General features: G+C 61.3%; 21 protein-coding genes. 16 read left to right on the top strand and 5 right to left on the bottom strand.

Annotation, left to right across the window (positions count from 1 at the left end; all coding sequences use genetic code 11):
• The first annotated feature begins 3 nt into the window (after positions 1 to 3).
• From ACQKPZ_RS15900 to dapB, 9 genes are all read left to right on the top strand, one after another.
• A complete protein-coding gene (locus ACQKPZ_RS15900; RefSeq protein ID WP_427539730.1) occupies positions 4 to 1,020 on the top strand; it encodes a 3-oxoacyl-ACP synthase III family protein in 1,017 nt (338 codons plus the stop codon).
• A gap of 64 nt (positions 1,021 to 1,084) precedes the next feature.
• On the top strand, positions 1,085 to 3,094 hold the full coding sequence (locus tag ACQKPZ_RS15895) for an acyltransferase family protein (RefSeq protein ID WP_427539727.1): 2,010 nt from the start codon (positions 1,085 to 1,087) through the stop codon (positions 3,092 to 3,094).
• Positions 3,095 to 3,163: 69 nt separating this feature from the next.
• Entirely contained in the window at positions 3,164 to 4,717 is a 1,554-nt protein-coding gene (locus ACQKPZ_RS15890; protein WP_427539724.1) for an FAD-dependent oxidoreductase, read from the top strand.
• A 33-nt stretch (positions 4,718 to 4,750) separates the two neighbouring features.
• Complete coding sequence (locus tag ACQKPZ_RS15885; RefSeq protein ID WP_427539721.1) at positions 4,751 to 5,467, top strand: helix-turn-helix transcriptional regulator; 717 nt, start codon at positions 4,751 to 4,753, stop codon at positions 5,465 to 5,467.
• Between the two features lie 100 nt (positions 5,468 to 5,567).
• On the top strand, positions 5,568 to 6,152 hold the full coding sequence (locus tag ACQKPZ_RS15880; protein WP_427539718.1) for an acyl-homoserine-lactone synthase: 585 nt from the start codon (positions 5,568 to 5,570) through the stop codon (positions 6,150 to 6,152).
• Between the two features lie 85 nt (positions 6,153 to 6,237).
• A complete protein-coding gene (locus ACQKPZ_RS15875; RefSeq protein WP_427539715.1) occupies positions 6,238 to 6,909 on the top strand; it encodes an autoinducer binding domain-containing protein in 672 nt (223 codons plus the stop codon).
• 112 nt (positions 6,910 to 7,021) lie between these two features.
• Positions 7,022 to 8,035 carry an AfsA-related hotdog domain-containing protein gene (locus ACQKPZ_RS15870; protein WP_427539712.1) on the top strand — a complete coding sequence of 338 codons (1,014 nt, stop codon included), beginning with the start codon at positions 7,022 to 7,024 and terminating at the stop codon, positions 8,033 to 8,035.
• A 45-nt stretch (positions 8,036 to 8,080) separates the two neighbouring features.
• Positions 8,081 to 8,359, top strand: a complete 279-nt coding sequence (locus ACQKPZ_RS15865; RefSeq protein WP_427539709.1) for a YciI family protein — start codon at positions 8,081 to 8,083, stop codon at positions 8,357 to 8,359.
• Between the two features lie 87 nt (positions 8,360 to 8,446).
• The gene (dapB, locus tag ACQKPZ_RS15860) at positions 8,447 to 9,265 is read left to right on the top strand and encodes a 4-hydroxy-tetrahydrodipicolinate reductase (protein ID WP_427539706.1); all 819 of its coding nucleotides are present in this window, start codon (positions 8,447 to 8,449) and stop codon (positions 9,263 to 9,265) included.
• Positions 9,266 to 9,281: 16 nt separating this feature from the next.
• Here the strand turns inward: dapB and ACQKPZ_RS15855 are convergent, their stop codons facing one another.
• The 3 genes from ACQKPZ_RS15855 to ACQKPZ_RS15845 all read right to left on the bottom strand — a co-directional run bounded on the left by ACQKPZ_RS15855 (position 9,282) and on the right by ACQKPZ_RS15845 (position 13,274).
• Positions 9,282 to 9,962 carry a hypothetical protein gene (locus ACQKPZ_RS15855; protein ID WP_427539703.1) on the bottom strand — a complete coding sequence of 227 codons (681 nt, stop codon included), beginning with the start codon at positions 9,960 to 9,962 and terminating at the stop codon, positions 9,282 to 9,284.
• Positions 9,963 to 10,033: 71 nt separating this feature from the next.
• Positions 10,034 to 10,756 carry an NAD(P)H-dependent oxidoreductase gene (locus tag ACQKPZ_RS15850; protein WP_427539700.1) on the bottom strand — a complete coding sequence of 241 codons (723 nt, stop codon included), beginning with the start codon at positions 10,754 to 10,756 and terminating at the stop codon, positions 10,034 to 10,036.
• Positions 10,757 to 11,036: 280 nt separating this feature from the next.
• A complete protein-coding gene (locus tag ACQKPZ_RS15845; protein WP_427539697.1) occupies positions 11,037 to 13,274 on the bottom strand; it encodes a TonB-dependent siderophore receptor in 2,238 nt (745 codons plus the stop codon).
• Positions 13,275 to 13,527: 253 nt separating this feature from the next.
• On the opposite strand from ACQKPZ_RS15845, the gene ACQKPZ_RS15840 reads away from it, so the two are divergent.
• A complete protein-coding gene (locus ACQKPZ_RS15840) occupies positions 13,528 to 15,564 on the top strand; it encodes an FAD-dependent oxidoreductase (protein ID WP_427539694.1) in 2,037 nt (678 codons plus the stop codon).
• 153 nt (positions 15,565 to 15,717) lie between these two features.
• On the top strand, positions 15,718 to 16,608 hold the full coding sequence (locus ACQKPZ_RS15835) for a 1-aminocyclopropane-1-carboxylate deaminase/D-cysteine desulfhydrase (RefSeq protein WP_427539691.1): 891 nt from the start codon (positions 15,718 to 15,720) through the stop codon (positions 16,606 to 16,608).
• Here the strand turns inward: ACQKPZ_RS15835 and ACQKPZ_RS15830 are convergent.
• Positions 16,599 to 17,144 (bottom strand): cytochrome b, encoded by a 546-nt coding sequence (locus ACQKPZ_RS15830; protein ID WP_427539688.1) that lies wholly within the window; start codon positions 17,142 to 17,144, stop codon positions 16,599 to 16,601. The two genes, ACQKPZ_RS15835 and ACQKPZ_RS15830, sit on opposite strands and share 10 nt — an antisense overlap.
• A gap of 223 nt (positions 17,145 to 17,367) precedes the next feature.
• Entirely contained in the window at positions 17,368 to 18,300 is a 933-nt protein-coding gene (locus ACQKPZ_RS15825; protein ID WP_427539685.1) for a DUF1853 family protein, read from the bottom strand.
• 88 nt (positions 18,301 to 18,388) lie between these two features.
• Here ACQKPZ_RS15825 and ACQKPZ_RS15820 point away from each other — a divergent pair, with 88 nt between their 5' ends.
• Genes ACQKPZ_RS15820 through ACQKPZ_RS15800 form a run of 5 tightly spaced genes read left to right on the top strand, consistent with a single transcriptional unit; the run spans position 18,389 to position 22,235 of the window.
• Positions 18,389 to 19,279 carry an NAD(+) kinase gene (locus ACQKPZ_RS15820; RefSeq protein ID WP_016485536.1) on the top strand — a complete coding sequence of 297 codons (891 nt, stop codon included), beginning with the start codon at positions 18,389 to 18,391 and terminating at the stop codon, positions 19,277 to 19,279.
• Positions 19,279 to 20,250 (top strand): metallophosphoesterase, encoded by a 972-nt coding sequence (locus ACQKPZ_RS15815; RefSeq protein ID WP_427539682.1) that lies wholly within the window; start codon positions 19,279 to 19,281, stop codon positions 20,248 to 20,250. The genes ACQKPZ_RS15820 and ACQKPZ_RS15815 overlap by 1 nt, the downstream gene beginning before the upstream one ends.
• Complete coding sequence (locus ACQKPZ_RS15810; protein WP_427539679.1) at positions 20,247 to 21,134, top strand: rhomboid family intramembrane serine protease; 888 nt, start codon at positions 20,247 to 20,249, stop codon at positions 21,132 to 21,134. The genes ACQKPZ_RS15815 and ACQKPZ_RS15810 overlap by 4 nt, the downstream gene beginning before the upstream one ends.
• A gap of 13 nt (positions 21,135 to 21,147) precedes the next feature.
• Positions 21,148 to 21,408 carry a YeaC family protein gene (locus ACQKPZ_RS15805; RefSeq protein ID WP_003260154.1) on the top strand — a complete coding sequence of 87 codons (261 nt, stop codon included), beginning with the start codon at positions 21,148 to 21,150 and terminating at the stop codon, positions 21,406 to 21,408.
• Positions 21,405 to 22,235, top strand: a complete 831-nt coding sequence (locus tag ACQKPZ_RS15800) for a DUF2797 domain-containing protein (RefSeq protein WP_427539676.1) — start codon at positions 21,405 to 21,407, stop codon at positions 22,233 to 22,235. The genes ACQKPZ_RS15805 and ACQKPZ_RS15800 overlap by 4 nt, the downstream gene beginning before the upstream one ends.
• The last annotated feature ends 5 nt before the right edge of the window (positions 22,236 to 22,240 follow it).

The following is a 22,240-nucleotide window of genomic DNA, read 5'->3' as shown; positions in this document are numbered from 1 at the left end:
AACATGAAGGTTGGATTGGCGGGGGTGCGCATCGTGGGGGTGACCGCGGCGCTGCCGGAGCAGCGGTTGGCGTTGGCGGATCTGGCAGGCGACTTCGGTGCGTTGGAAGTCAAACGCATCATCCATAGCACGGGTATCGAAGCAGTCAGGGTCGCAGGCAGTCTGAGCACCGGAGCGCTTTGCGCAGCGGCGGCGCGGCACTTGCTGGCCAGTAGCGGCACCGCTGCAGCCGATATCGATGGTGTCGTGGTGGTGACGCAAACACCTGATGACCTCATGCCGGGCGTCGCTGTGCAGTTGCAGCATCACCTGGGTTTGAGTGAGCAATGTGTGGCGTTCGATATCAACTATGGTTGCTCGGGCTACATCTATGGGCTCTATCAGGCGGCCATGCTGATCCGTGCAGGAGGGTGTCGGCGGGTCTTGCTCTGTACGGGGGACGTCACCCGTACGCTGCTGGACCCGGCGGATCGACATGTCAGGATGGTGTTCGGCGATGCGGCGAGCGCGACTCTGTTGGAGGCTGGAGAAGGTGGAATTGACCTGTTGATACGGTCCCAGGGGGGCAGGGAGCATCTTTACACGCCGTGGCGCTCCATGCCTCCCGAAGGCGGCAGCCGGGAAGCCGGTTTCCTGCACATGAACGGTACGGCAATCATGAACTTCGCGTTGAACGGCGTACCTCCCGCCATCGAGGAGCTGTTGCTGCACTGCGGCCTGAAGTTGCAGGACGTACCCATGCTGGCGCTGCACCAAGCCAACGGCTTCATGCTCAATTACCTGCGCAAGCTGCTGGGTGTAGAACGCTCCAGGGTGCCGGTCAACATGCGTAATGTAGGCAACACGGGCCCGTCTTCAATCCCGTTGTTGCTTGCAACGTTGCCTGCGGCTGATTGGCGGCAACGGGAAAACATCGTGCTCTGTGGCTTTGGCGTCGGCTTGTCGCTCGGGGCGGCCCGGGTCGACCTCAGCAGCACGCACATCTATGAGCCCGTCGAGGTGCCTCAGGTCGCTGCCTGAGTTGCACCCGGCAGCGGTTTTCCACAGACCTTGTGCCCCGCAAATGGGGCTGGGAATCATGGTAATGAATGGATTTCATCGGCGCGCAGACATCGATGGGCTGCGCGCGCTGGCAATTATCTCGGTCATGGCATTTCACTTCAACGCAGCTTGGTTGCCAGGCGGCTTTGCCGGTGTGGATGTATTTTTCGTCATATCGGCCTATCTGATCACGCGCATCATCGCTTCGGGGATCGACGCCGGCACGTTCACGTTCAGGGACTTTTACGCACGGCGCATCAAGCGGATATTCCCGGCAGCCATCCTGGTGTTTCTGTTCAGCGTAATGGCGGCCAGTCAATTGAACAGCTTGTTGTTGCCCTCTGCGAAGTTCGTGCTTTTGTCATTGTTCAATCGATTCACCAGTGACTACTTTACTCAGGACACACAGCAAAATTTCTTCTTGCACTACTGGTCGTTATCGATCGAAGAACAGTTCTATTTTATCTGGCCAGCGTTGCTGGTGATGTTGAGCTGGGCATGTGGCCACTGGCTGGCGCCTGGCCAGCGGGCGCGTGTGCGGATGGGCGTCTGCCTGATCATCGCCGTGATGTGTTTTGCCCTGGGTGAATATTGGGCGCGTGACGTCGGGCATCAGGCGGGGGTGTACTTCTTTTCGATACCACGCTTCGGTGAGATGGCCCTGGGCGCATTTATTGCGCTTGCGCCGGCGCCGCAAGTAAAGGCACGAGAGTTGCTTGAAGGGCTACCCCTGCTGGGTGCGTTGCTGCTGAGTGGCAGTTTCCTATGGTTGGCCGAGCAGCCTTACCCAGGTTTGCACGCCCTGGCACCCTGCGTTGGTACGCTTTTACTGATCCGTTATGGGCGAAACCGCGATGGCGAACCGTCGATGGTTGCCCGCGTCCTGGCCTGGCCCCCTATGGTGGGCATCGGTTTGATTTCATATTCGCTGTACCTCTGGCACTGGCCGGTACTGGCCATTGCCCGTTTCATCGAGGGCGACAACCAATTGTCCATCCGCGTGATGGCCTGCTTGCTGGTGCTGATCGTGACGCTGGCGATCATGACCTACTTGGGTGTCGAACGCCCATTCATTCGCTCAAGGCGTGGGCACAAGGCTGTCTTCACGGGTTTTGCGGGGTTAACCACGGCGTCATTTGCGCTGATCGTGTCCATGACAGGCCTGGAGGAATTGAAACTGCCACCGGTACTGGGCGAGCGCTATGCCAACCTGACGGTGGATGGCCAGAACATTCATATGACCGAAGGCTGGGTGGCGCCATGCTGGGAGGTTGAGCATCTGGACCTGGGGAAGGCTGCAGTGGATGAGCGGTGCCACATTGGTGCCCGCTCATCCAGGCAGGTGTTGCTGGTCGGCGACTCCCACGGGGCGGCGCTTGGTGGTTTCATCGACCGGCTGGCCAAGGCCGAAGGTTTTTCCGTCACGGCTTATGAGGTGGGTGGTTGCCAAGTTGCCGAATGGGGGATGGCCAAGCGCGTGCCGGCTATCGTGCTGACGGACGAGCGGCGTGCCAAATGCGCAGCGATGCTCGACTTCATCGAGCGCAATCACTCGCGCTACCAAGCGATTTTTGTCGTGAACGCTTTCAATCTGTTTGCCGGTGCTTACGACGTGCTGGCGAAGGTCGATGGCGTGCCGGTGACTTTGGATGAGGAGCGTATACGCAAGCTCGCGGCGACGACACCCATGTACTTCTTCCACGATGCGCCAGTGCTTGACCGCTCGATGCAGCATTCGGCCCTGCTGAGTCGTCTCGGCCTACGTCTGGGGGCGTCTACGGTGGTGCATGGCGCACAAGGCAATCCGTTGGTCAAAGCAATGGTGGCGAGGGTGGCAAACACTCATTGGGTGGACCTGAGTACGGCTTACCAGGTGCTTCAGGACAGCCATTTCCTGCATGACGGTCTCCCGGCCTATGCCGATACCAACCACTTGAGTGGCCGCGGCGCGCTGGCGCTGGCGGGGATCTTCCAGGCTCAGGGCGGGTGTCTGCTCTGTCTGGCGGGCACGTCTGGCAAGGAAGACATGGCGGTGTCCGGGGTACCCCGCTGAGGACATCGCAAGGTTTGCCGTGGGCGGCCAGATTGCTGGCCCACGGCCTATCAGACAAAGGAGGTTCAAATGAGTCCTGAACAAGGAAAGCATCAGGTAGTGGTAGTCGGCGCCGGGCCGGTCGGGTTGCTGCTCGCCTATGTGCTGCGACGCCTGCAGGTCGAGGTGACGGTAGTGGAACGGCGCCTCACGCGGTCGACGCAGTCGAAGGCGTCCTCCATGAATGCGTACTCGCTGGCGATCATGGACATGATCGGGCTGGCGGATTCGTTCATCGAACAGGGTATGCCGATCCACGACTTGCTGGTGTACTGGAACAACCGGCGTACGATGCATGTCAATTACCGCCACTTGCCATCAATTCACGACTATATCCTCGGCATTTCCCAACCCGAAACCGAAGCGGTGCTCGAGCACGCCTACCGAGAACTGGGGGGCAGCCTGCAGCGAGGTTGCAGCGTGACGGCATTGACGCCCACCCGGCAAGGCGTCGAAGTGGTGCTGGACGATGGCCGTGTCCTGAACTGCGATTACCTGGTTGGTTGCGACGGCAGCCGCAGCACTGTCAGAACCTTGCAGGGCATCGATTTCGAAGGTACCGATTCCGGTGTGGATTTCTTCATGTTCGATGCGCAGGTCAGCTGGAAGGGGGAAGTCGACAAGGTTCACTACTACGTTCGCGAGGACAGCTTTTTCCTGATCATCCCGCAAGCGGGAGGCACCCACAGGGTTATCATCAAGGCAAGCGATGGCAAGGTTGCCCAGGTGCAGGGCGACCCACTGGCGTTTTATCAGGCGCTCACCGACCGCTATGGCCGTTGCCAGGTCAAACTGGAACGCATCATCTGGGAATCGAATTCGCGCTTCTACAACAGGTTGGCTCGCCGATATTCGCGAGACCGGGTGTTCCTGTGCGGGGACGCTTGCCATCTGTTCAGTCCGGTAGGAGGGCTGGGCATGAACACAGGGTTTCAGGATGCTTTCAATCTCGCCTGGAAACTGGCGGGTGCATTGGACGGTAGCGTCTACCCCTCGGTGCTCGACAGCTATGAGCGCGAGCGCCGGCCTGTTGCGGCGCAAATGATATCGACGACCGATGCCAATACCCGGCTGATCCTGCGGCAGGATCGCGATCCGGCTGGCGCACTGCGTCGATGGCTGCCAACCGTGGACAACCGCTCAAACATGGCCGTTGGCTTGCCTATGACTTTTTCAGGGCTGGGCCAGCGATACGGGGATCAGGCGCTGGTCGCGGGCAGTGGGCGTTGGGTAGGGCAGCTGTTGCCTTGTGCGCAGTTGGTTACTGACACAGGGGGGCAGCGCAGCCATGCGCTGATGCGAGGAGGACGGTTCGTGCTGATTGTTTGCGGGGCCTGTCCCGACCTGCTGAGCCAGCGACTGCGGGCCACTGGGCGGGTCGGCATCGTAGCGGTTACCGAGGTGCCGGCCAGGCGAGCGCAGGCATTGGCGTTGCGAATCGGCGAAGCCCTCTTGGTCAGGCCTGATGGTGTGGTTGCCCTGCAGGCAATGGTCAACGATCAGAACGTGTTCCTGGAGTACCTGAGCAGCGTCTTGCCTGCATTGGCGCAGTTCAGGCCTGTGGAGGAATCGCTGCAGGTCTGATGCATGATCAGATGCACGGAATGAGGGGCAATCTTGACTGACATCGAACGATTTAGAGCATTGACTGCAACAGCAACGCTGGATGAATGGTTCGATACCTTGAAAAGGCTTGCCGACGATATGGGGTATGGCCAGATCCTGCTGGGCCTGAAGTCCAAGGCCCAACTGGATCATCGTGGGGCTTTCATCAGAAGCAATTATCCACAAGCCTGGCGCCAGCGCTATGACGATGAGGATTTTGCCCTGCTGGATCCAGTGGTTGCACACTGCATGGGCTCGCCCTTGCCGTTTTCGTGGAGTGGTTACAGTTGTCGCTGCGAGTCGAGTCGCAGGTTTTTCGAAGAAGCCGCTGCCTATGGATTGCAACACGGTGTGGCCTTGCCCCTGCACGGCGGGCAGGGGCATAGCGGTATGCTCAGTCTGGTCTGGCAGGGAGATAGCGGCAAAGGCTACCAGCGCCACCTTGAGCAGACGCTTGGCCGTGCCACGCTGCTACGTGACTTTGCCCTGGAAGGTGTTATCGCCTTGATGTCACGCAACCAGTGGCCCAATGCCGTGCTCACCAAGCGGGAACTGGAGGTGTTGCTGTGGTGCGCAGCGGGCAAGACCACTTGGGAAATTTCCATGATCCTTTCCTGCTCGTCTTCGACGATCGACTTTCACTTCAAGAACATTCGTCGCAAGTTCAATGTCAGCTCTCGCCAGCTCGCAGTTGTCAAGGCGCTTCAGAACAAATTGATCCACCCCTAGTCGAAATGCACGATGGTGTCACCTCCCTGATCTGGGAGGTGTCTAAGTGGTTTTGTAACTATAAATTTCTACGCGAAAATTGATGCAATGGAATGTCGCAATGCTGATCTCGATACAACAACGCAATGAAATGGACAGCGCGCACCTGAAGGCAATGCATGCCTTGCGCGCGAGGGTTTTCAAGGACCGCAAGCAGTGGGACGTAAGCATTATCGATGATATGGAAATCGATGGTTATGATGCGTTGAATCCGTATTACATGCTGATTCGTGACCCGAGCCACCCGCAGGTGCCGATCGGTTGCTGGCGCCTGATGCCGACAACGGGCCCGAATATGTTGGCTCACAGCTTTTCGCAATTACTACACGGGCAACCGGCACCTTGCTCGGAGCGGGTATGGGAACTGAGCCGATTTGCCATCGATTGCCCTGATCGATCAGCGTGCCGTTTTTCCGAGGGCACTATCCACGCCATAAGTGAAGTCGTTGCCTTCGGCATGGCGCGTGATCTCTGTCGGTACGTCACAGTGACGACCACAGGTGTCGAGCGCTTGCTGCGGCGACTGGGTGTCGACCTGTCGCGCCTGGGGCCCGCCCGGCAGATTGGCGTCGAGCGGGCAGTGGCGCTGATGATCGAACTCAACGAAATCACGCGTCGGGCGCTCGCCGCTCGCCAGCCTTCGTAGGCTTGGGTCACTGTGCTCGATATCGGGGGCATGGCAACCCGTACCACTTTCGGAGGAAGTAGGCATGCTATCCGGACGCATGTTCATGGAAGATATCATCAAGATGGCGGATGATGCCGATGTATATGCATTCTGTCGTCGTTGGGTGAAGTTGCTGGGCTTTGACTATTTTGCAGGTGGCACGCGCAATCCGCTACCCATCTTCAATCCATCAATCAGCATGTTCAGCAACTATCCGGTCGATTGGCAGACGACGTATCAGGACAATGACTATGTGTCCATCGACCCCGTCGTTCGCCGTTGTCGCGAATTCATATCACCGCAAGCATGGAGTTGTCGCGAGTTCACTGAACGTCCGTTTGCCGAACAGGCCCTGGCGCATGGCATCGGGCATGGTGTGTCGCTGTGCATGAGGGATGGGCGGGGGTACCAGAGCGTGATCACGTTTGCGCGCCAGCAGGAGCCGTGTATGGCCATCGAACTTCTGGAGTTGCAGGGCATGCTGGCCATGTTCGGTCAATTGACACATGCCCAACTGGTGCGCCAGAGCCAGTGCCCGGACCTGGCGTCATTGACCTCTCGCGAACTGGAAGTCCTGAAGTGGACTGCCGAAGGCAAGACCTCGGCAGAAATTGCCCAGATCATGGATATCAAAGTGCGTACGGTAAATTTTCACGTCGATAACTGCGTCTTGAAGTTGTCGGCATCCAACAAGCTCCATGCCGTGGTCAAGGCCTCTAGAGTAGGCATTCTGTGAAAGTTCGCAGGTTGCCTGTGATTTTACGCTTGATAACCTGAGCCCACCGCGGAGTGGCGGGCCAGCACGGGGTCTGGCCTGGCTCTGAGGCGTCAGCAAAAGGACCGATGCAATGGAAAAGGCGTCAATTCAGCCAAGATGGCTGCACAAGGATAGCGATGAGGATGTCTTGATCAGAAATTACCGGCCAGCATGGCCGTTATACCTGCCGGCAACGGTAGCCGACATGGCGCAGCTACCTTACCAGCGGGAGGCAGATGGGCGTTGGCGTCTCCTCCTGCCGAGCAATTCGGTGGACGAATACCTGGCCAATGGCAGCCTGGCCCAGCCTATTGCCCGGGATGTCTCCTGGCAGGCACGGCGCGCAGTGCCGTATCAGCTGTCGGAGGAGCTGCTGCAGGCCCCAGGGGAGGTACCGTCTTTCCCTGGTAATCACTCAAGCAGCTACCAATTAATCAATGACGCCGATCATTACTACTTTTATCGAAAGTCCCACGAGCATGTGCCAGGGGTCATGCTGATCGAAGCCCAGCGCCAGGCGGTTTACCACCATCTCTATCACACCACGGCGCATGTGCGTGGCGAAGTGACGGTCAGCTGGAATCAGGTCAACGCAAACTTCCTTTCCCACGCCGAGTTGATGTACCCCATCGAGCTTGTGGTCGACGATCTGCAGGCAGAGCTGTCGTCAAGGCCGCGCAAGGTTCACTATCGGGTAGCGTTCTATCAACGTGGCTACCTGCTGGGCACGATCGATACCCTGGCGAGTGTGATCGAACTGAGGCGTTTCGAGCGCTTGCGCAATGTGTTTGGCTTTAGTAATGATCGGTTTCGCCCGCTTGCCAGTGTCCACCACGAATGTTGGCTGCTACTGGCCGATGGCAGTCGGGTGGGGACGCAATTGACGTCACTTGAGCGCAGCCATTGCATGACTCCAGCGATTCGCGAGGACTCGCAACGTGTGACGGGGCTTGGCATTGCCAATGCCGAGGGTTTGCGCTTCGAGGCCAATGTCCGCTCTGCTGTTGTGCTCGATGGCCAGGTAAGGTGGTATTTCGAAGCGCTGTCCAGCGATCAGGAAACTGCCATGGGCAAATTGATCAAACGTGGTTATGTCGCGGCCTGAACAGGCCGTGCTTTTTGCTGTAGAACATCCAAAAGGGAATGACAGATGCTCGTAATCGAAACGCGTTACATCGTAGATCCGGCACTTGCCGAGCCATTCAAGCAATCGCATGTTGACTGGGTCCGTAAGTACATCGCCGAGGGGGTATTCATTCTGGCCGGCCCCAAACTGGAGACCGGCGGTGGCGTGATCGTTGCTCATTCCACGGATGCCGATCGCCTGCAGGCCATCCTGAACGAGGATTCCTATGTCAGCGAGGGCATCGTCGATTACACCGTGAGTGCCTTCAATCCGCTGTTCAAGGGTGCTCCGTTCCAGGCGTGAGCCACAATAAGCTGCACAGCGAAATGTCGTGGTTGACGCAGGAACGGCGGCAACCACGATTTTTTTCACGGAGGCGTTTCGGTAGTCATGGATAAAGTGATGAAACTGGTAGTTCTGGGAGCGTCGGGGCGGATGGGGCAGCGGCTGCTGCAAAGCCTGGTCAAGGCCCAGGGCGCATGTCTGCATGCCGCGGTGGTACGGCCTGGTTCCAGTCTGGTCGGTAGGGACTGCGGCGAGTTGGCCGGTGTTGGCACGACGGGTGTGTATTTCAGCGACGATTTGTCGGGCTCGCTCGAGGGGGCCGATGGAGTGCTCGACTTCACCCAGCCTGAAGTCACGCTGCAATGCCTGGAGCACACTGCGGCGAGGGGGCTTGTTCATATCATTGGCACGACCGGCTTCAGCCCGGAGCAGGAGGAAAGGATTGCCGCCAGCCGAGGGGCGCGTATTGTCAAGTCTGGCAACATGAGTGTAGGGGTGCGATTGCTTGGCGTTCTCGCCGAAATCGCCGCACGGGTGCTGCCTGGTGAAGACTGGGATGCCGAAGTGCTGGAAATGCATCATCGTCACAAGGTGGATGCCCCCTCGGGCACGGCGTTGATGATCGGTGAAGCGGTCGCTAGCGGGCGACAGGTGGACCTGAACAACCATGCAGTACGAGTACGTGATGGCCTGACCGGCGCGCGGGAGCAGGGGACCATAGGTTTCGCCACTCTGCGGGGCGGTTCCTTGGTGGGGGATCACTCGCTGATATTTGCAGGCGATGGTGAAATATTTACCCTCACCCACCAGGCGCTGGATCGCCAGGTATTCACCAGAGGCGCCTTGCGGGCGGCCCGCTGGGCCAGCCATCAGCCTGCTGGATTATATTCCATGCAGGCAGTGCTGGGCCTGGCGGCGACGTGAGGGGAATACGCTTTGGCTAGGGGTGTAATTGCAGCATGGACTCGTCCAGCGCTTGCAAGAGCGGCTCGTCGATCTCGTCCAGGTTCTTGCAGATGAACTGCACGCCTGATGCCTGCATCTGCTGCGCCTGATACTCGGTTGAGGGTTTGCCTATGAAGCCGCAACCGAGCATCTTGCTCACCTGAGCGACCCGGTTAAGGTCATCGATGAACACCAGTTCGCCAGCACCTGTAGCGGACTCGCGGAAAATTTCAACCATGCCGGGGCGCGCGAACCCCATGTCGATGTAAGGCAATTCGGCATCGAAGTACTCGCGCACAGGGGCCAGGTAGCGGTCAAAGATCGCTGCCTTGGGGCTTCCACCGTAAGCGGTGATGCGCGCGCCTGTCGCCTTGAGCCGGGCAAGCAAGGCATTGGCACCTGGTGCCAGTTGCACGGGGTGGAGTTCGGCGTACTCGGCCTGTTCGACGAGGAACGCCTCGATGGTTTCCATGGCTGTCCAAGGCAGGTTGCAGGCCAGTGCCATGATATGCCCCCCTGCCATATGGGGGGAGCCTAGTACCAGGCGTTCGAGATCGGCTGTGTAGTGCCCGCCACGGCGTTCGATGAACGTCCGAATGGGGGTGCTGTAGACATCATTGAGCAAAACGCCGTTGGTATCGATTGCGAAGTGGCGGATTTTCTTGAGCGTGTTCATTCTGGCTTCCATTTCCGAATGGGCGCATGGGCGGTGAGAAGCAACCTGGGCTGCTTCTCACGGTCACGCATTCAGGCCTCTTGAGTGGCCGCTTTGCGCAGGCGGAACGTATTCGGGTCATAATCGCTGAGGCTGGAAAAAGGCAGCGGTTCGGCTGTGAGTAGATGGTCCAGGCGATCACGGTAGGCTTGCAGGTAATTGGCGCGGATCTCGGCACTGACGCTTGCCGGCTGCCAGGAAATGAAAGGTTCGAGTACGTCGAAGCCGGTCAGGCGCAGCACCCCGTGCTGGATGGGGAACAGCAGCGTGTCGATGTTGCCGTTGATACCGTCATGGGCATACATCGAGGCACCGCCCCCTGTGGTAAGCGATACCATGGCACGCTTGCCCGCGAACTTGCCTTGGTCATACCACGCCCCGCCACCGTAGACCGCACCGTAGGCCAGCACACGGTCAACCCAGCCTTTCAGGATCGCAGGCATTGAGAACCACCACAGCGGGAATTGCAGAATCAGCACATCGCAAGCAAAGAGCTTGTCGATTTCCGCCTGGATATCCGGGGCAAAGCCGGCGTGCTCGGTTGCGTGAGCCTCTTCGATCTGTTGCTTGAAATAGTCCGGGTCCGCACAGGTCGTGAAGTTGCTTCGTCCGGACAATGCTTGCCAATTCATCGCGTAAAGGTCTGAAACCGTGACCTCGTGGCCTTGGCCGGCCAGGTGGCTACAGGCTTGTGCCGTCAGCGCGGCATTGAAGCTTTTGGCTTCAGGATGGGCGTGGACGATATGTACTTTCATGTGTGCTCCCGGAAGATGTTCACTGTTGGCGGTAAGCGAGCGGCGCTTCGTCGGCCCTGCTGTTGCAGGGCAGACGCGAGCCGTTCGCCTGCAGACTCTGGGCAAACTCGGGAAGTTCGACTAGCTGCGAACTATCTCAGGTAGCGGTTTACCGGGCTGAGTCACGGTGAAGTTCAAGGGCAGGCCTGTACACATTGATCATTAACTTGTCAGTTTCGATCATGTCGCAGGCAGATAAACGAATGCCTATCGGGGCGCGACGTAGCCCCGACAGCCCGCCTCAGAACTTTCCGCTCAAGCTGAGAAGGAAGCTGCGAGGCTCACCATAAAGGTTGCCGTAGCCGGTCGACGACACCGTGCTGTAGTAGGTCTTGTCGAAAACGTTGTTGGCATTGAGTGCCAGCGTCCAGTGCTCGTCCAGATCGTACGCGGCGCGTGCCGAGTAGATGGCGTAGCCGCTTTCCACGAAGGAGTAGTCCAGTGATTCGCTGCCGCCCAACGGTACCACGGTGCCCGACTCGCTGTGCTCGCTCTGGGCGATCACCCCGGCGCCAAGGCTCAGTGCCGGCAGGCGCTGGAAGCGGTAGTCGGTCCACAGCTTGAACAGGTGGCGCGGGGTATGGGTGCTGAAGCGGGCATCGCCTTCACGTTTGTTCTCGTTGGCGTTGTAGGTATAGCCCAGCGCCACTTGCAGCCCCGGCAGCACTTCGCCGTTCAGTTCCAGTTCGAAGCCCTGACTCAGCTGATAACCATTGCCTACATAGCAGCATGAGGTGACAGCCCCCCACTGGCGTGGGTAGTCCGGGTCGATCTGGCCCTCGCCCTTCTTCTCGATGCGGTACAAGGCAAAGCTGGCCAGCAGCTTGCCGTCCGCCAGTTCCTGCTTGATACCGACCTCGTAGTTGGTGCCGGTCAACGGCTCCAGGGCCTTGCTGCCTGGCGGCGGGCCTTGCAGCTTGGTGGCCTGCGACTTGTAGATTTCGGCGTGGCTGGCATACAGGCTGGTGGTTTCGCTGAGGTCGTAGACGATGCCGTAGTACGGCACGAACTGGCGGTCCTCATCGATGGAGTTGAGCTTCTGGCCATTGGCACCGACATACTCGGTGTCTTCCATGAGCGTGTAGCGGCCACCGATGATCAGCGACAGGTCGTCCACCGGGCGGATGCGTAGCGAGGTGTAAGCGCCTGCCTTGCGCACATCGGTGCTGGTGTCTGGGAAGTTCTGCGCCGTGGGGAAGCGGTCCGGCAGGGTTGGCGAGAAGATCAGGTCGTCGTAAAGGAAGTTCCAGTAGCTGCCGCCACGGCTCTTGAGCTTGCTGCCGTCCACCCCCACGGTCAGGTCGTGCATGTGGCCGAAGGCGTCGAACGAGCCTTGCAGGTTCAGGTCCAGGGTGGTGTTGGTGGTTTTGAAATCATGCTGGTTGTTCCACCACGAGCCACCGGTGCCAGTGGCCGGGTCGATGGGGTTTTCCAGCTCCACCACATTCTGCGCGTTGCGGTTGATGTTGTGGCGCACGTTGGCCACGGCTTTCCAGTTGTCGCTCAGTTGCTGGTCCAGGCGGGCGAACACCGTGGTGTTCTCGATATCGTTCCAGCTCCACGGCGTGGTCAGGTTGGTGCTGCGTGACAGGCCCAGATCGCTGCCATCAGAGAAGCGGCCCAGGGTGTTGCGCACGCCATTGAGGTCGTCACGCTGGTGGCTGGCACCGAAGAACAGCAGGGTATCGTCGCTGGCATCGAACTCGAACGACACATAATTGAGGTTGCGTTTCTTGTGGTCGTAGTCGACGAAGTTATGTTTGTCTTCCAGTACGCCTACATAGCGTCCGCGCAGGCGCCCGTCCATTGCCAAAGGGCCGGTTACATCGAATTCGCCGCGGTAGTTGTCCCAGCTGCCGGCCGAGGTCAGGGTTTTTACCTGCGGCTGCGCCAGCGGGCGCTTGTAGCTGAAGTTGATCACGCCGCCCGGTTCACCTGCGCCATACAAACCGTCGGCACCGCGCAACAAGCCGACGCTGTCGAACTGGGCAAGGTCTTCGTAGCGGCTGCTGTCGAGCATGCTCGACGTGGCGCCACCTTCGTAGCGCACATCGTTGATTTCGAAGCCACGGGACACATAGGTGTTCTTGGCCCATGCCTCCTTGCGGGTAACACCGGTCATCTGGTTCATCACCTGGTCCATGTTGCGCAGCTGCTGATCCTGCAAGCGCTGATCGGTGATAACGGTGACTGATTGCGGAATCTCGCGCAGTTTCTGCGGCCCCTTGCCGCCCATGGTGGTGGTGCCCGGCGCATAGCTGCCGGTGTTTTCCGTGTTGGCGCCCAGCCATTGGCTTTCGATATTGGTGGCGCTGAGTTCCAGCGCGGGTGAGGTTTGCTTGCCGCCTTCCTTGGCAGCCTCCTCTGTCGTGGGTTCCAGCGTTTCGGCGCGTACCACGCCGGTGGTCATTGCCGCGGCGACGCCGAGGCACAGGTGCAGCGACAGGGGGGACAGCCGGGTAAGGCGGGTTTTGAGCATGAAAGCAGCATCCAAATGGTATTTATTGTCGGATGCGAATTATTTACAAATGACTTACGTTTTCAATACATGTCCTGACACATTTTGACGCTCCATTACAAAAAAGTCCGCCCTGGGTGTTTTTTATGATCATTAACTTGTCAGTTTTGATCATTGAGCCAATTCAAACGGCTGTTTAATGTCGCAGGTAGACAAACGACGGGGCCCGGTGAGGCACCCGCATCCCGTGACCACGCTTAATGGGGACCTTTCCATGGCCGCCGACCGCTACCCGCACCTGCTCGCCCCGCTGGATCTGGGCTTTACCACCTTGCGCAACCGTACCCTGATGGGCTCGATGCACACCGGCCTTGAAGAGCGCCCTGGTGGTTTCGAGCGCATGGCTGCCTACTTTGCCGAGCGAGCCCGAGGTGGCGTCGGCCTGATGGTCACCGGCGGCATTGCGCCCAACGATGAAGGCGGGGTGTATTCCGGTGCGGCCAAGCTCAGCACCGAGGAAGAGGCCGACAAGCATCGCATCGTCACCGAAGCGGTACATGCCGCAGGTGGCAAGGTCTGCCTGCAGATCCTGCATGCCGGGCGCTATGCCTATAGCCCGCGCCAAGTGGCGCCAAGCGCGATCCAGGCGCCGATCAACCCGTTCAAGCCCAAGGAGCTGGACGAAGCGGGCATCGAGAAGCAGATCGCCGACTTCGTCAATTGCGCGGTGTTGGCCCAACGTGCCGGTTATGACGGCGTCGAGATCATGGGTTCGGAAGGCTACTTCATCAACCAGTTCCTCGCCGCCCACACCAACCACCGCACCGACCGCTGGGGCGGAAGCTATGAAAACCGCATGCGTCTGGCGGTGGACATCGTCAGCCGGGTGCGGGGCGCGGTGGGGCCGAACTTCATCATCATCTTCCGCTTGTCGATGCTCGACCTGGTGGAGGGGGGCAGCACCTGGGACGAAATCGAGCTGCTGGCCAAGGCCATCGAGCAGGCCGGCGCGACCTTGATCAACACCGGTATTGGCTGGCACGAAGCGCGAATCCCGACCATCGCCACCAAGGTGCCGCGTGCGGCATTCAGCAAGGTCACTGCCAAGCTGCGTGGCGTGGTGAGCATCCCGTTGATCACCACCAACCGCATCAACACCCCGGAAGTGGCTGAGGCGGTGCTGGCGGAGGGTGATGCCGACATGGTCTCGATGGCCCGCCCGTTCCTGGCCGACCCGGACTTCGTCAACAAGGCGGCGGCCGGCCGTGCCGATGAGATCAACACGTGCATCGGTTGCAACCAGGCCTGCCTGGACCACACGTTCGGCGGCAAGCTGACCAGTTGCCTGGTCAACCCGCGTGCCTGCCACGAAACCGAACTCAACTACCTGCCCGTGCGGGCAGTGAAGCGTATTGCCGTGGTGGGTGCCGGCCCGGCTGGCCTGGCAGCGGCCACCGTGGCCGCCGAGCGCGGCCATTCGGTCACCCTGTTCGACGCTGCCAGCGAGATTGGCGGGCAGTTCAACGTCGCCAAGCGGGTGCCGGGCAAGGAAGAGTTCCATGAAACCCTGCGCTACTTCCGCAACAAGGTGAAAAGTACGGGCGTGGACCTGCGCCTGAATACCCGTGTCGATGTGCAGGCGCTGGTGAGTGGCGGCTACGACGATATTATCCTGGCCACCGGCATCGCACCTCGTACCCCGGCCATTCCTGGTGTCGAGCATGCCAAGGTGCTCAGCTACCTGGACGTGTTGCTCGAACGCAAACCCGTGGGCAAGGCGGTCGCGGTCATAGGTGCGGGGGGTATCGGTTTCGATGTGTCCGAGTACCTTGTGCACCATGGCGTGGCCACCAGCCAGGACCGTGAGGCGTTCTGGAAGGAGTGGGGCATCGATACCCGGTTGGAAGCCCGTGGCGGTGTGGCCGGGGTCAAGGCCGAGCCACATGCACCGGCGCGGCAGGTGTACCTGTTGCAGCGCAAGGCGTCCAAGGTGGGTGATGGCCTGGGCAAGACGACCGGCTGGATTCACCGCACCGGGCTGAAGAACAAGCGGGTGCACATGCTGAACAGTGTTGAGTACCTGGGGATCGACGATGCCGGCCTGCACATTCGTGTGGCAGATGGCGAGCCGCAGGTGTTGCCGGTGGACAGCGTGGTGATCTGCGCCGGGCAGGACCCGCTGCGCGAATTGCAGGACGGGCTGGTGGCGGCAGGGCAGTCGGTGCACCTGATTGGTGGTGCAGATGTAGCGGCCGAGCTGGATGCCAAGCGGGCGATCAACCAAGGGTCGAGATTGGCGGCTGAGCTCTGAGATTGCCGGGGCTGCTTTGCAGCCCTTTCGCGACACAAGGCCGCTCCTACACAGACCGCGAAAAGCCAAAGGATACGCGGTCCCTGTAGGAGCGGCCTTGTGTCGCGAAAGGGGCGCACAGCGCCCCCACGATTTCACAGGTACACTCGCAGCATGCAACCAGACCTTCCCCAAGCCCCCCTGCAACCCCTGAACCTGCCCTGGCTGCAACAAGCCCAGGTCCATGCCGCCATCCTGCGCCTGGACCTGATCGACCCACTGATCAGCGGCAACAAATGGTTCAAGCTCCGCCACCACCTGCAACAGGCCAGCGCCAGCAAAGCCCCGGGCCTGATCAGCCTGGGCGGCAACCATTCCAACCACCTGCACGCTCTGGCCGCCGCAGGCAAACGCTTCGGTTTCGCCACTGCCGGCCTGCTGCGCGGCCATGCCCAGCACACACCCACTGTGCGTGACCTGCAGGCCCTGGGCATGGAACTGCACTGGCTGGGCTATGGCGGCTATCGCGCACGCAACGAAGCCGGCTTCTGGGAGCCCTGGCAGGCACGCTACCCCGGCTGGCATTGCATCCCCGAAGGCGGCGGCGGGCTGGCCGGTGCACAGGGCTGTACCCTGATCATGGCGCAGGCGCGCTCACAGATCGCGGCGCTGGGCTGGTGTGGTTATGACGCCTGGTGGCTGGCTGCCGGAACGGGTACGACCCTGGCCGGCCTGGTACTGGCAGAGGCGGGCGCACATGCCGTGCATGGCGCGCTGGCCGTGCCCAGGGGTCATGGCGTACCTCAAACGGTGGCAGCACTGGCCGGCGCACACGGCTACCAGCTACATGACGCCTGCCGCGGCGGTTTCGGCAAGTTCGACGATGAGCTGCTGGCGTTCATCGCCGAGTGCGAGCAGCACAGCGGTGTGCCACTCGAAGCCCTCTACACCGGCAAGGCCCTGCTGGCCCTGCGTGAACAGGTCGAGGCCGGGCTGTTCGCGCCCGGCACCCGCCTGATCGTCGTGCACACCGGTGGCCTGCAGGGCCGACGCGGTTACTTGTAGGGCAGCATGCGTAGCAGCGTGTTGTCGCGCTGTACGTAATGGTGGTACAGCCCGGCCAGCGCGTGCAGGCCGATCAGCCAGTAGCCCCAGCTGCCGATACGCTCATGCCAGCCTTTGATGAACTTGGCCTGGTCCGGGTCCGGGCCGATCAGGTGTGGCAACTCCAGGCCGAAGTACGGTACCGGTTTGTCGGCGGCGCTGAGGATCAGCCAGCCGGCCAGCGGCATGCCGATCATCAGCAGGTACAGCGCCAGGTGCATCAGGTGCGCAAGCCCGGTCTGCCAGGCCGGTGGCTTGGGCACGATGGGCGGGGTCGGGCGGCTCAGGCGCATGGCCAGGCGTAGCCACACCAGCACGAACACACTGAGCCCGAGCATGAAGTGCAGGTCTTTCATCAGGTTGCGTTCGACGCTGTCCTTGGGGAACAGGCCGCGCAGTTCGATAAGCGCATAGACAGCGGCCAGCAGCACCAGCATCAGCCAGTGCAGGGCGATGGACAGGCGCGCGTAATGGGTCGCGGGGGTGGAGGAAACCATGATCGGTCCTCGTCATCAGGTCGGAATGGCGCTCTTGCTGGCGCTCAGGCATCACTTTAAAGGCTACCGGGAACGAATCTTTGCGCTGGGTCTGTGAAAATTGTGTTGCCAGCACTGGCCTCTTCGCGGGCGCGCCCGCTCCCACAGGTACTGCACAGCCTTCCAAGCTTGTGGAGTACCTGTGGGAGCGGGCGCGCCCGCGAAGAGGCCGGAACAGGCGACATCAGTTATCGGGCAGATACGGCCAGTCATCAGCCACCAGAAACACCCGCTCCACTTCCTGCCAGGCGCCATCGGCATCAGGCTCCAGGCGCACCAGCAACTGCGCCGGCGCCTGCCGTTCCAGTACATGCAACCAGGCCGCAAACTGCTCCACCGCCCAGTATTCGCCGGCTTCGACGCGCGCAGGTGCCAGCCAGGCGTGCCGCTGCAGCGGCTGCCAATGCTCACCCTCGGTGATGGCCCAGTCCTGCCGCCGCACCCAGCGCCCGCGCAGGTGCTGCGGATTGGCGCCCGCGGGTGGTTCGGCATGCCCGGGCCAGGGATAGAACAGATATCCCCCCAGCCACACATGTGCCTGTAGCTCATCAATCCCCAGCTGGTTCAGCACCTCGCGGCTATGCGCCCCGCTCGACATGGGCAACTGGTGCCCCGCCAGGTGCGCAAGCTTGCTCCCCAGCCGGTCATGGCAGCCAGGCCCAAGCCAGGCATGAGGGTCGTGCCCGGCGCCTTGCGGCCCCAGGTACAACTTGATTGCCAGTTCCAGGTGGTGCACCCCGTCACGGTCACGCAGCACCACATCCAGCTCGCCCAGCGTGCGCACAGCGTCACGAATCGCCAGGTTGGCTGCCAGCAGCTCTATGCCCGGCGCCTGGCCCAGGGCGAACTGCCACAGGCGTTCGTAGTAATGCCCCAGCCGCCGGCTGCCCAGCTTTGCCAACCAGTCCTGCAGGGGGCGGTCATCCTCATCCAGTGCCCGCAACCACTGTTCAAGGCGCTGCGGCTGCTCTGCCCACAGGCTGCCTGCCAGCGGGTGGCGCTGGGGGCAAGGCGGGGCGCTGAGCAAGGGCGGCGACAGCAGGGCCCAGGCCAGGTCGCGTACCGCAGGGCGGCGCAGTTGCCGGGGCAGGTCATGTAGCTGCATGAATGGCGTCATGCAGCGAGCATAGCCGGTTTGCCGCTACCCGGTGGTTTCGCCCATAATCGGCCCATCGTCACCCGCCGCAGAGCCTCGCAGGAGCCCCATGGAGCAATTTCGCAATATCGGTATCATCGGTCGCCTCGGCAGCTCGCAGGTGCTCGACACCATTCGCCGACTGAAAAAATTCCTCCTCGACCGCCACCTGCACGTGATCCTCGAGGACACCATCGCCGAAGTGCTACCCGGCCACGGCCTGCAAACCTCCACCCGCAAGCTGCTGGGCGAGGTCTGCGACCTGGTCATCGTGGTGGGTGGCGACGGCAGCCTGCTGGGCGCCGCCCGCGCGCTGGCCCGCCACAACATTCCGGTGCTGGGCATCAACCGCGGCAACCTGGGCTTTCTTACCGACATTCGCCCCGACGAGCTGGAAGAGAAAGTCGCCGAGGTGCTCGACGGCCACTACCTGGTGGAAAACCGCTTCCTGCTGCAGGCCGAGGTGCGCCGCCACCACGAAGCCATTGGCCAGGGCGATGCGCTGAACGACGTGGTGCTGCACCCGGGCAAGTCCACGCGCATGATCGAGTTCGAAATCTACATCGACGGCCAGTTCGTCTGCAGCCAGAAGGCCGACGGCCTGATCGTCGCCACCCCCACCGGCTCCACCGCCTACGCGCTATCGGCCGGTGGCCCGATCATGCACCCCAAGCTCGATGCCATCGTCATCGTGCCGATGTACCCGCACACCTTGTCTGGCCGGCCGATCGTGGTCGACGGCAACAGCGAGCTGAAGATCGTGGTGTCCAAGGACTTGCAGATCTACCCGCAGGTGTCTTGTGACGGCCAGAACCACTTCACCTGCGCCCCCGGCGACACCATCACGGTCAGCAAGAAGCCGCAGAAACTGCGCCTGATCCACCCGCTGGACCACAATTACTACGAGGTCTGCCGCACCAAGCTGGGTTGGGGCAGCCGCCTGGGGAGCAGGGACGACTGATGCTCGATCCGGCGCGAAGTTTCGACATCATCGGTGATGTGCACGGCTGTGCGCTGACCCTTGAACGCCTGCTCGACGCCCTCGGTTACAAGCGCGTGGCCGGCGTGTGGCGCCACCCGCGGCGCATGGCGCTGTTCCTGGGCGATATCGTCGACCGCGGGCCACGCATCCGCGAGGCGCTGCATATCGTCCACGACATGGTCGAGGCTGGCCAGGCGTTGTGCATCATGGGCAACCACGAGTACAACGCCCTGGGCTGGGTGACCCCGGCACTGCCTGGCAGCGGCAAAGCCTATGTGCGCGAGCACACGCCACGCCATGCCCGGCTGATCGACGAAACCCTGACCCAGTTCGCCCACCACCCCGGCGACTGGCACGACTTCGTCAACTGGTTCTACCAGATGCCGCTGTTCGTCGACGCCGGGCGCTTCCGCCTGGTGCACGCCTGCTGGGACCCGCGGTTGATCGAGCCGTTGCGCCAGCAGTACCCCGACGGGCGTATCGACCAGCACTTCATCCAGGCCTCGGCGGTGAGCAACAGTTTTGCCGCCACCGTGTGCAACCGCTTGCTGCGCGGCACCGACATGCGCCTGCCGGACGGCCTGACCCTGACGGGCGGCGACGGCCTGACCCGCGCCTTCTTCCGCACCAAGTTCTGGGAAGAAGACCCGCAAACCTACGGCGACATCGTGTTCCAGCCCGATGCCTTGCCCGAAGCGGTGGCCAGCACCCCGCTCAGCCACAGCCAGAAGAATGCCTTGCTGCGCTACGACGAAGACGAGCCCTTGCTGTTCGTTGGCCACTACTGGCGCAGCGGCCGCCCGGCGCCGATCCGCGCCAACCTGGCCTGCCTGGACTACAGCGCCGTGCTTTACGGCAAGCTGGTCGCCTATCGGCTGGATGATGAAACCCGCATCGACCCGCACAAGTTCGTCTGGGTTGACGTCGACCGCCCACAGGCCAACCAATGAACATTATCGAAGTGATGCGCCTGCCGCTGTCGGTCGACCTCAGCGGCTTCGTCCACCTGTTGCAGCGCCTGCAAGTGCCGCACCGGGTGAGCGAAGAGGGCGATGCCCAGGTCCTCTGGGCCCCCGACACCCTCGCCGAAGATGTCCGCGAGCTCTACCAACGGTTCCCCGAAGGTAACGCCGACATCCAGGCGACTGATGCCCCTGTGGGAGCGGGCATGCCGGCGAATGCCCCAACACAGCCCTCCCTGGCAGAACAGGCCAAAGCCTGCAAGATCACCACCCTGACCCTGCTGGCGTGCTTCATCGTCGCCGGCCTCACCAGCCTGGGCGACAACTTCACCACCATCAGCTGGTTCACCTTCCTCGACTTCCGTGTCCAGGGCGACTACCTGTACTTCACCCCGCTGGCGCAAACCCTCGACCATGGCCAGTGGTGGCGCCTGGTATCGCCCATGCTGCTGCACTTCGGCGTGCTGCACCTGGCCATGAACAGCCTGTGGTACTGGGAACTGGGCAAACGCATCGAACTGCGCCAGGGCCCGTGGATGCTGCTGGGCCTGACCCTGCTGTTCAGCCTGGTGTCCAACCTGGCCCAGCACTACACCAGCGGGCCGAGCCTGTTCGGCGGCCTGTCTGGCGTGCTGTACGGCCTGCTCGGGCATGTGTGGCTGTTCCAGTGGCTGGCGCCCAACCGTTACTTCAACCTGCCCAAGGGCGTGCTGGTCATGATGCTGATCTGGCTGGTGGTGTGCCTGACCGGTGTGGTCGGCACCCTCGGCCTTGGCCAGATTGCCAACGCCGCCCACGTGGGCGGGCTGCTCATCGGATGCCTGACCGGGCTCTTGGGCGGGGCGCTGGCCCGGCGTAAACTGTCAGCTTGAATCAGGAGACACTATGTCCACTTTCGCGCAAATGATTGAAAACATCACCCCGGAAATCTACGAAAGCCTGAAACTGGCCGTGGAAATCGGCAAATGGTCGGATGGCCGCAAGCTCACCGCCGAACAGAAAGAGCTGTCGTTGCAGGCCGTTATCGCCTGGGAGATGAAAAACCTGCCTGAAGACCAGCGCACCGGTTACATGGGCCCGCAGGAATGCGCATCGAAGTCTGCGCCGATCGCCAACATCCTGTTCAAGTCGGACTCGGTACATTGATCGAACTCGCTCGTGGCTCGTTGAGCAAGATGGCGGTAAGCCTGCAGGCACCGGTGGTGCAGTACAGCTTCCGCCTGGATGACACGCAGGTGTCGGTCAACCCGTTGATCGGCCAGCGCCTGCGCCTGGAGTACCTCGGCGCCATTTACTGCAGCCATTGCGGCAAGCGTACCAAGACCAGCTTCAGCCAGGGTTATTGCTACCCGTGCATGACCAAGCTGGCCCAGTGCGATGTGTGCATCATGGCCCCGGAAAAATGCCACTACGACGCCGGCACTTGCCGCGAACCGTCCTGGGGTGAACAGTTCTGCATGACCGACCACGTGGTCTACCTGGCCAACTCGTCGGGGATCAAGGTCGGCATCACCCGCGCCACCCAGTTGCCCACCCGCTGGCTCGACCAGGGTGCCAGCCAGGCTTTGCCGATCATGCGCGTAGCCACCCGCCAGCAATCGGGCCTGGTCGAAGACGTGCTGCGCAGCCAGGTGCCAGACCGCACCAACTGGCGTGCGCTGCTCAAGGGCGACGCCGAGGTGCTCGACCTGCCGGCCATTCGTGACCAGATTTTCGATGCCTGCGCCGACGGCCTGCGCGAGCTGCAAGGGCGTTTTGGCCTGCAGGCTATCCAGCCACTGCCGGACGCCGAAGTGGTGCACATGCGTTACCCGGTCGAGGCCTACCCGACAAAGATCGTCAGTTTCAACCTCGACAAGAACCCGGTAGTGGAAGGCACGCTGCTGGGTATCAAGGGCCAGTACCTGATCTTCGACACCGGTGTGATCAATATTCGCAAGTACACGGCCTACCAGTTGGCCGTGCTCCAGTAAAAAGG

The sequence above is a fragment of the Pseudomonas sp. NPDC089547 genome (assembly GCF_050280665.1).
GTDB lineage: Bacteria > Pseudomonadota > Gammaproteobacteria > Pseudomonadales > Pseudomonadaceae > Aquipseudomonas.
Note: the sequence above shows the minus strand (reverse complement) of the source record. Positions and strands in the feature narration are given on the sequence as shown.

Excerpts from the sequence above, each read along its gene's own strand:
- ACQKPZ_RS15900 (WP_427539730.1), top strand. The coding sequence starts at position 4 with ATGAAGGTTGGATTGGCGGGGGTGCGCATCGTGGGGGTGACCGCGGCG.
- ACQKPZ_RS15895 (WP_427539727.1), top strand. The coding sequence starts at position 1,085 with ATGAATGGATTTCATCGGCGCGCAGACATCGATGGGCTGCGCGCGCTG.
- ACQKPZ_RS15890 (WP_427539724.1), top strand. The coding sequence starts at position 3,164 with ATGAGTCCTGAACAAGGAAAGCATCAGGTAGTGGTAGTCGGCGCCGGG.
- ACQKPZ_RS15880 (WP_427539718.1), top strand. The coding sequence starts at position 5,568 with ATGCTGATCTCGATACAACAACGCAATGAAATGGACAGCGCGCACCTG.
- ACQKPZ_RS15875 (WP_427539715.1), top strand. The coding sequence starts at position 6,238 with ATGGAAGATATCATCAAGATGGCGGATGATGCCGATGTATATGCATTC.
- ACQKPZ_RS15870 (WP_427539712.1), top strand. The coding sequence starts at position 7,022 with ATGGAAAAGGCGTCAATTCAGCCAAGATGGCTGCACAAGGATAGCGAT.
- ACQKPZ_RS15865 (WP_427539709.1), top strand. The coding sequence starts at position 8,081 with ATGCTCGTAATCGAAACGCGTTACATCGTAGATCCGGCACTTGCCGAG.
- dapB (WP_427539706.1), top strand. The coding sequence starts at position 8,447 with ATGGATAAAGTGATGAAACTGGTAGTTCTGGGAGCGTCGGGGCGGATG.
- ACQKPZ_RS15855 (WP_427539703.1), bottom strand. The coding sequence starts at position 9,962 with ATGAACACGCTCAAGAAAATCCGCCACTTCGCAATCGATACCAACGGC.
- ACQKPZ_RS15850 (WP_427539700.1), bottom strand. The coding sequence starts at position 10,756 with ATGAAAGTACATATCGTCCACGCCCATCCTGAAGCCAAAAGCTTCAAT.
- ACQKPZ_RS15845 (WP_427539697.1), bottom strand. The coding sequence starts at position 13,274 with ATGCTCAAAACCCGCCTTACCCGGCTGTCCCCCCTGTCGCTGCACCTG.
- ACQKPZ_RS15840 (WP_427539694.1), top strand. The coding sequence starts at position 13,528 with ATGGCCGCCGACCGCTACCCGCACCTGCTCGCCCCGCTGGATCTGGGC.
- ACQKPZ_RS15835 (WP_427539691.1), top strand. The coding sequence starts at position 15,718 with ATGCAACCAGACCTTCCCCAAGCCCCCCTGCAACCCCTGAACCTGCCC.
- ACQKPZ_RS15830 (WP_427539688.1), bottom strand. The coding sequence starts at position 17,144 with ATGGTTTCCTCCACCCCCGCGACCCATTACGCGCGCCTGTCCATCGCC.
- ACQKPZ_RS15825 (WP_427539685.1), bottom strand. The coding sequence starts at position 18,300 with ATGACGCCATTCATGCAGCTACATGACCTGCCCCGGCAACTGCGCCGC.
- ACQKPZ_RS15820 (WP_016485536.1), top strand. The coding sequence starts at position 18,389 with ATGGAGCAATTTCGCAATATCGGTATCATCGGTCGCCTCGGCAGCTCG.
- ACQKPZ_RS15815 (WP_427539682.1), top strand. The coding sequence starts at position 19,279 with ATGCTCGATCCGGCGCGAAGTTTCGACATCATCGGTGATGTGCACGGC.
- ACQKPZ_RS15810 (WP_427539679.1), top strand. The coding sequence starts at position 20,247 with ATGAACATTATCGAAGTGATGCGCCTGCCGCTGTCGGTCGACCTCAGC.
- ACQKPZ_RS15805 (WP_003260154.1), top strand. The coding sequence starts at position 21,148 with ATGTCCACTTTCGCGCAAATGATTGAAAACATCACCCCGGAAATCTAC.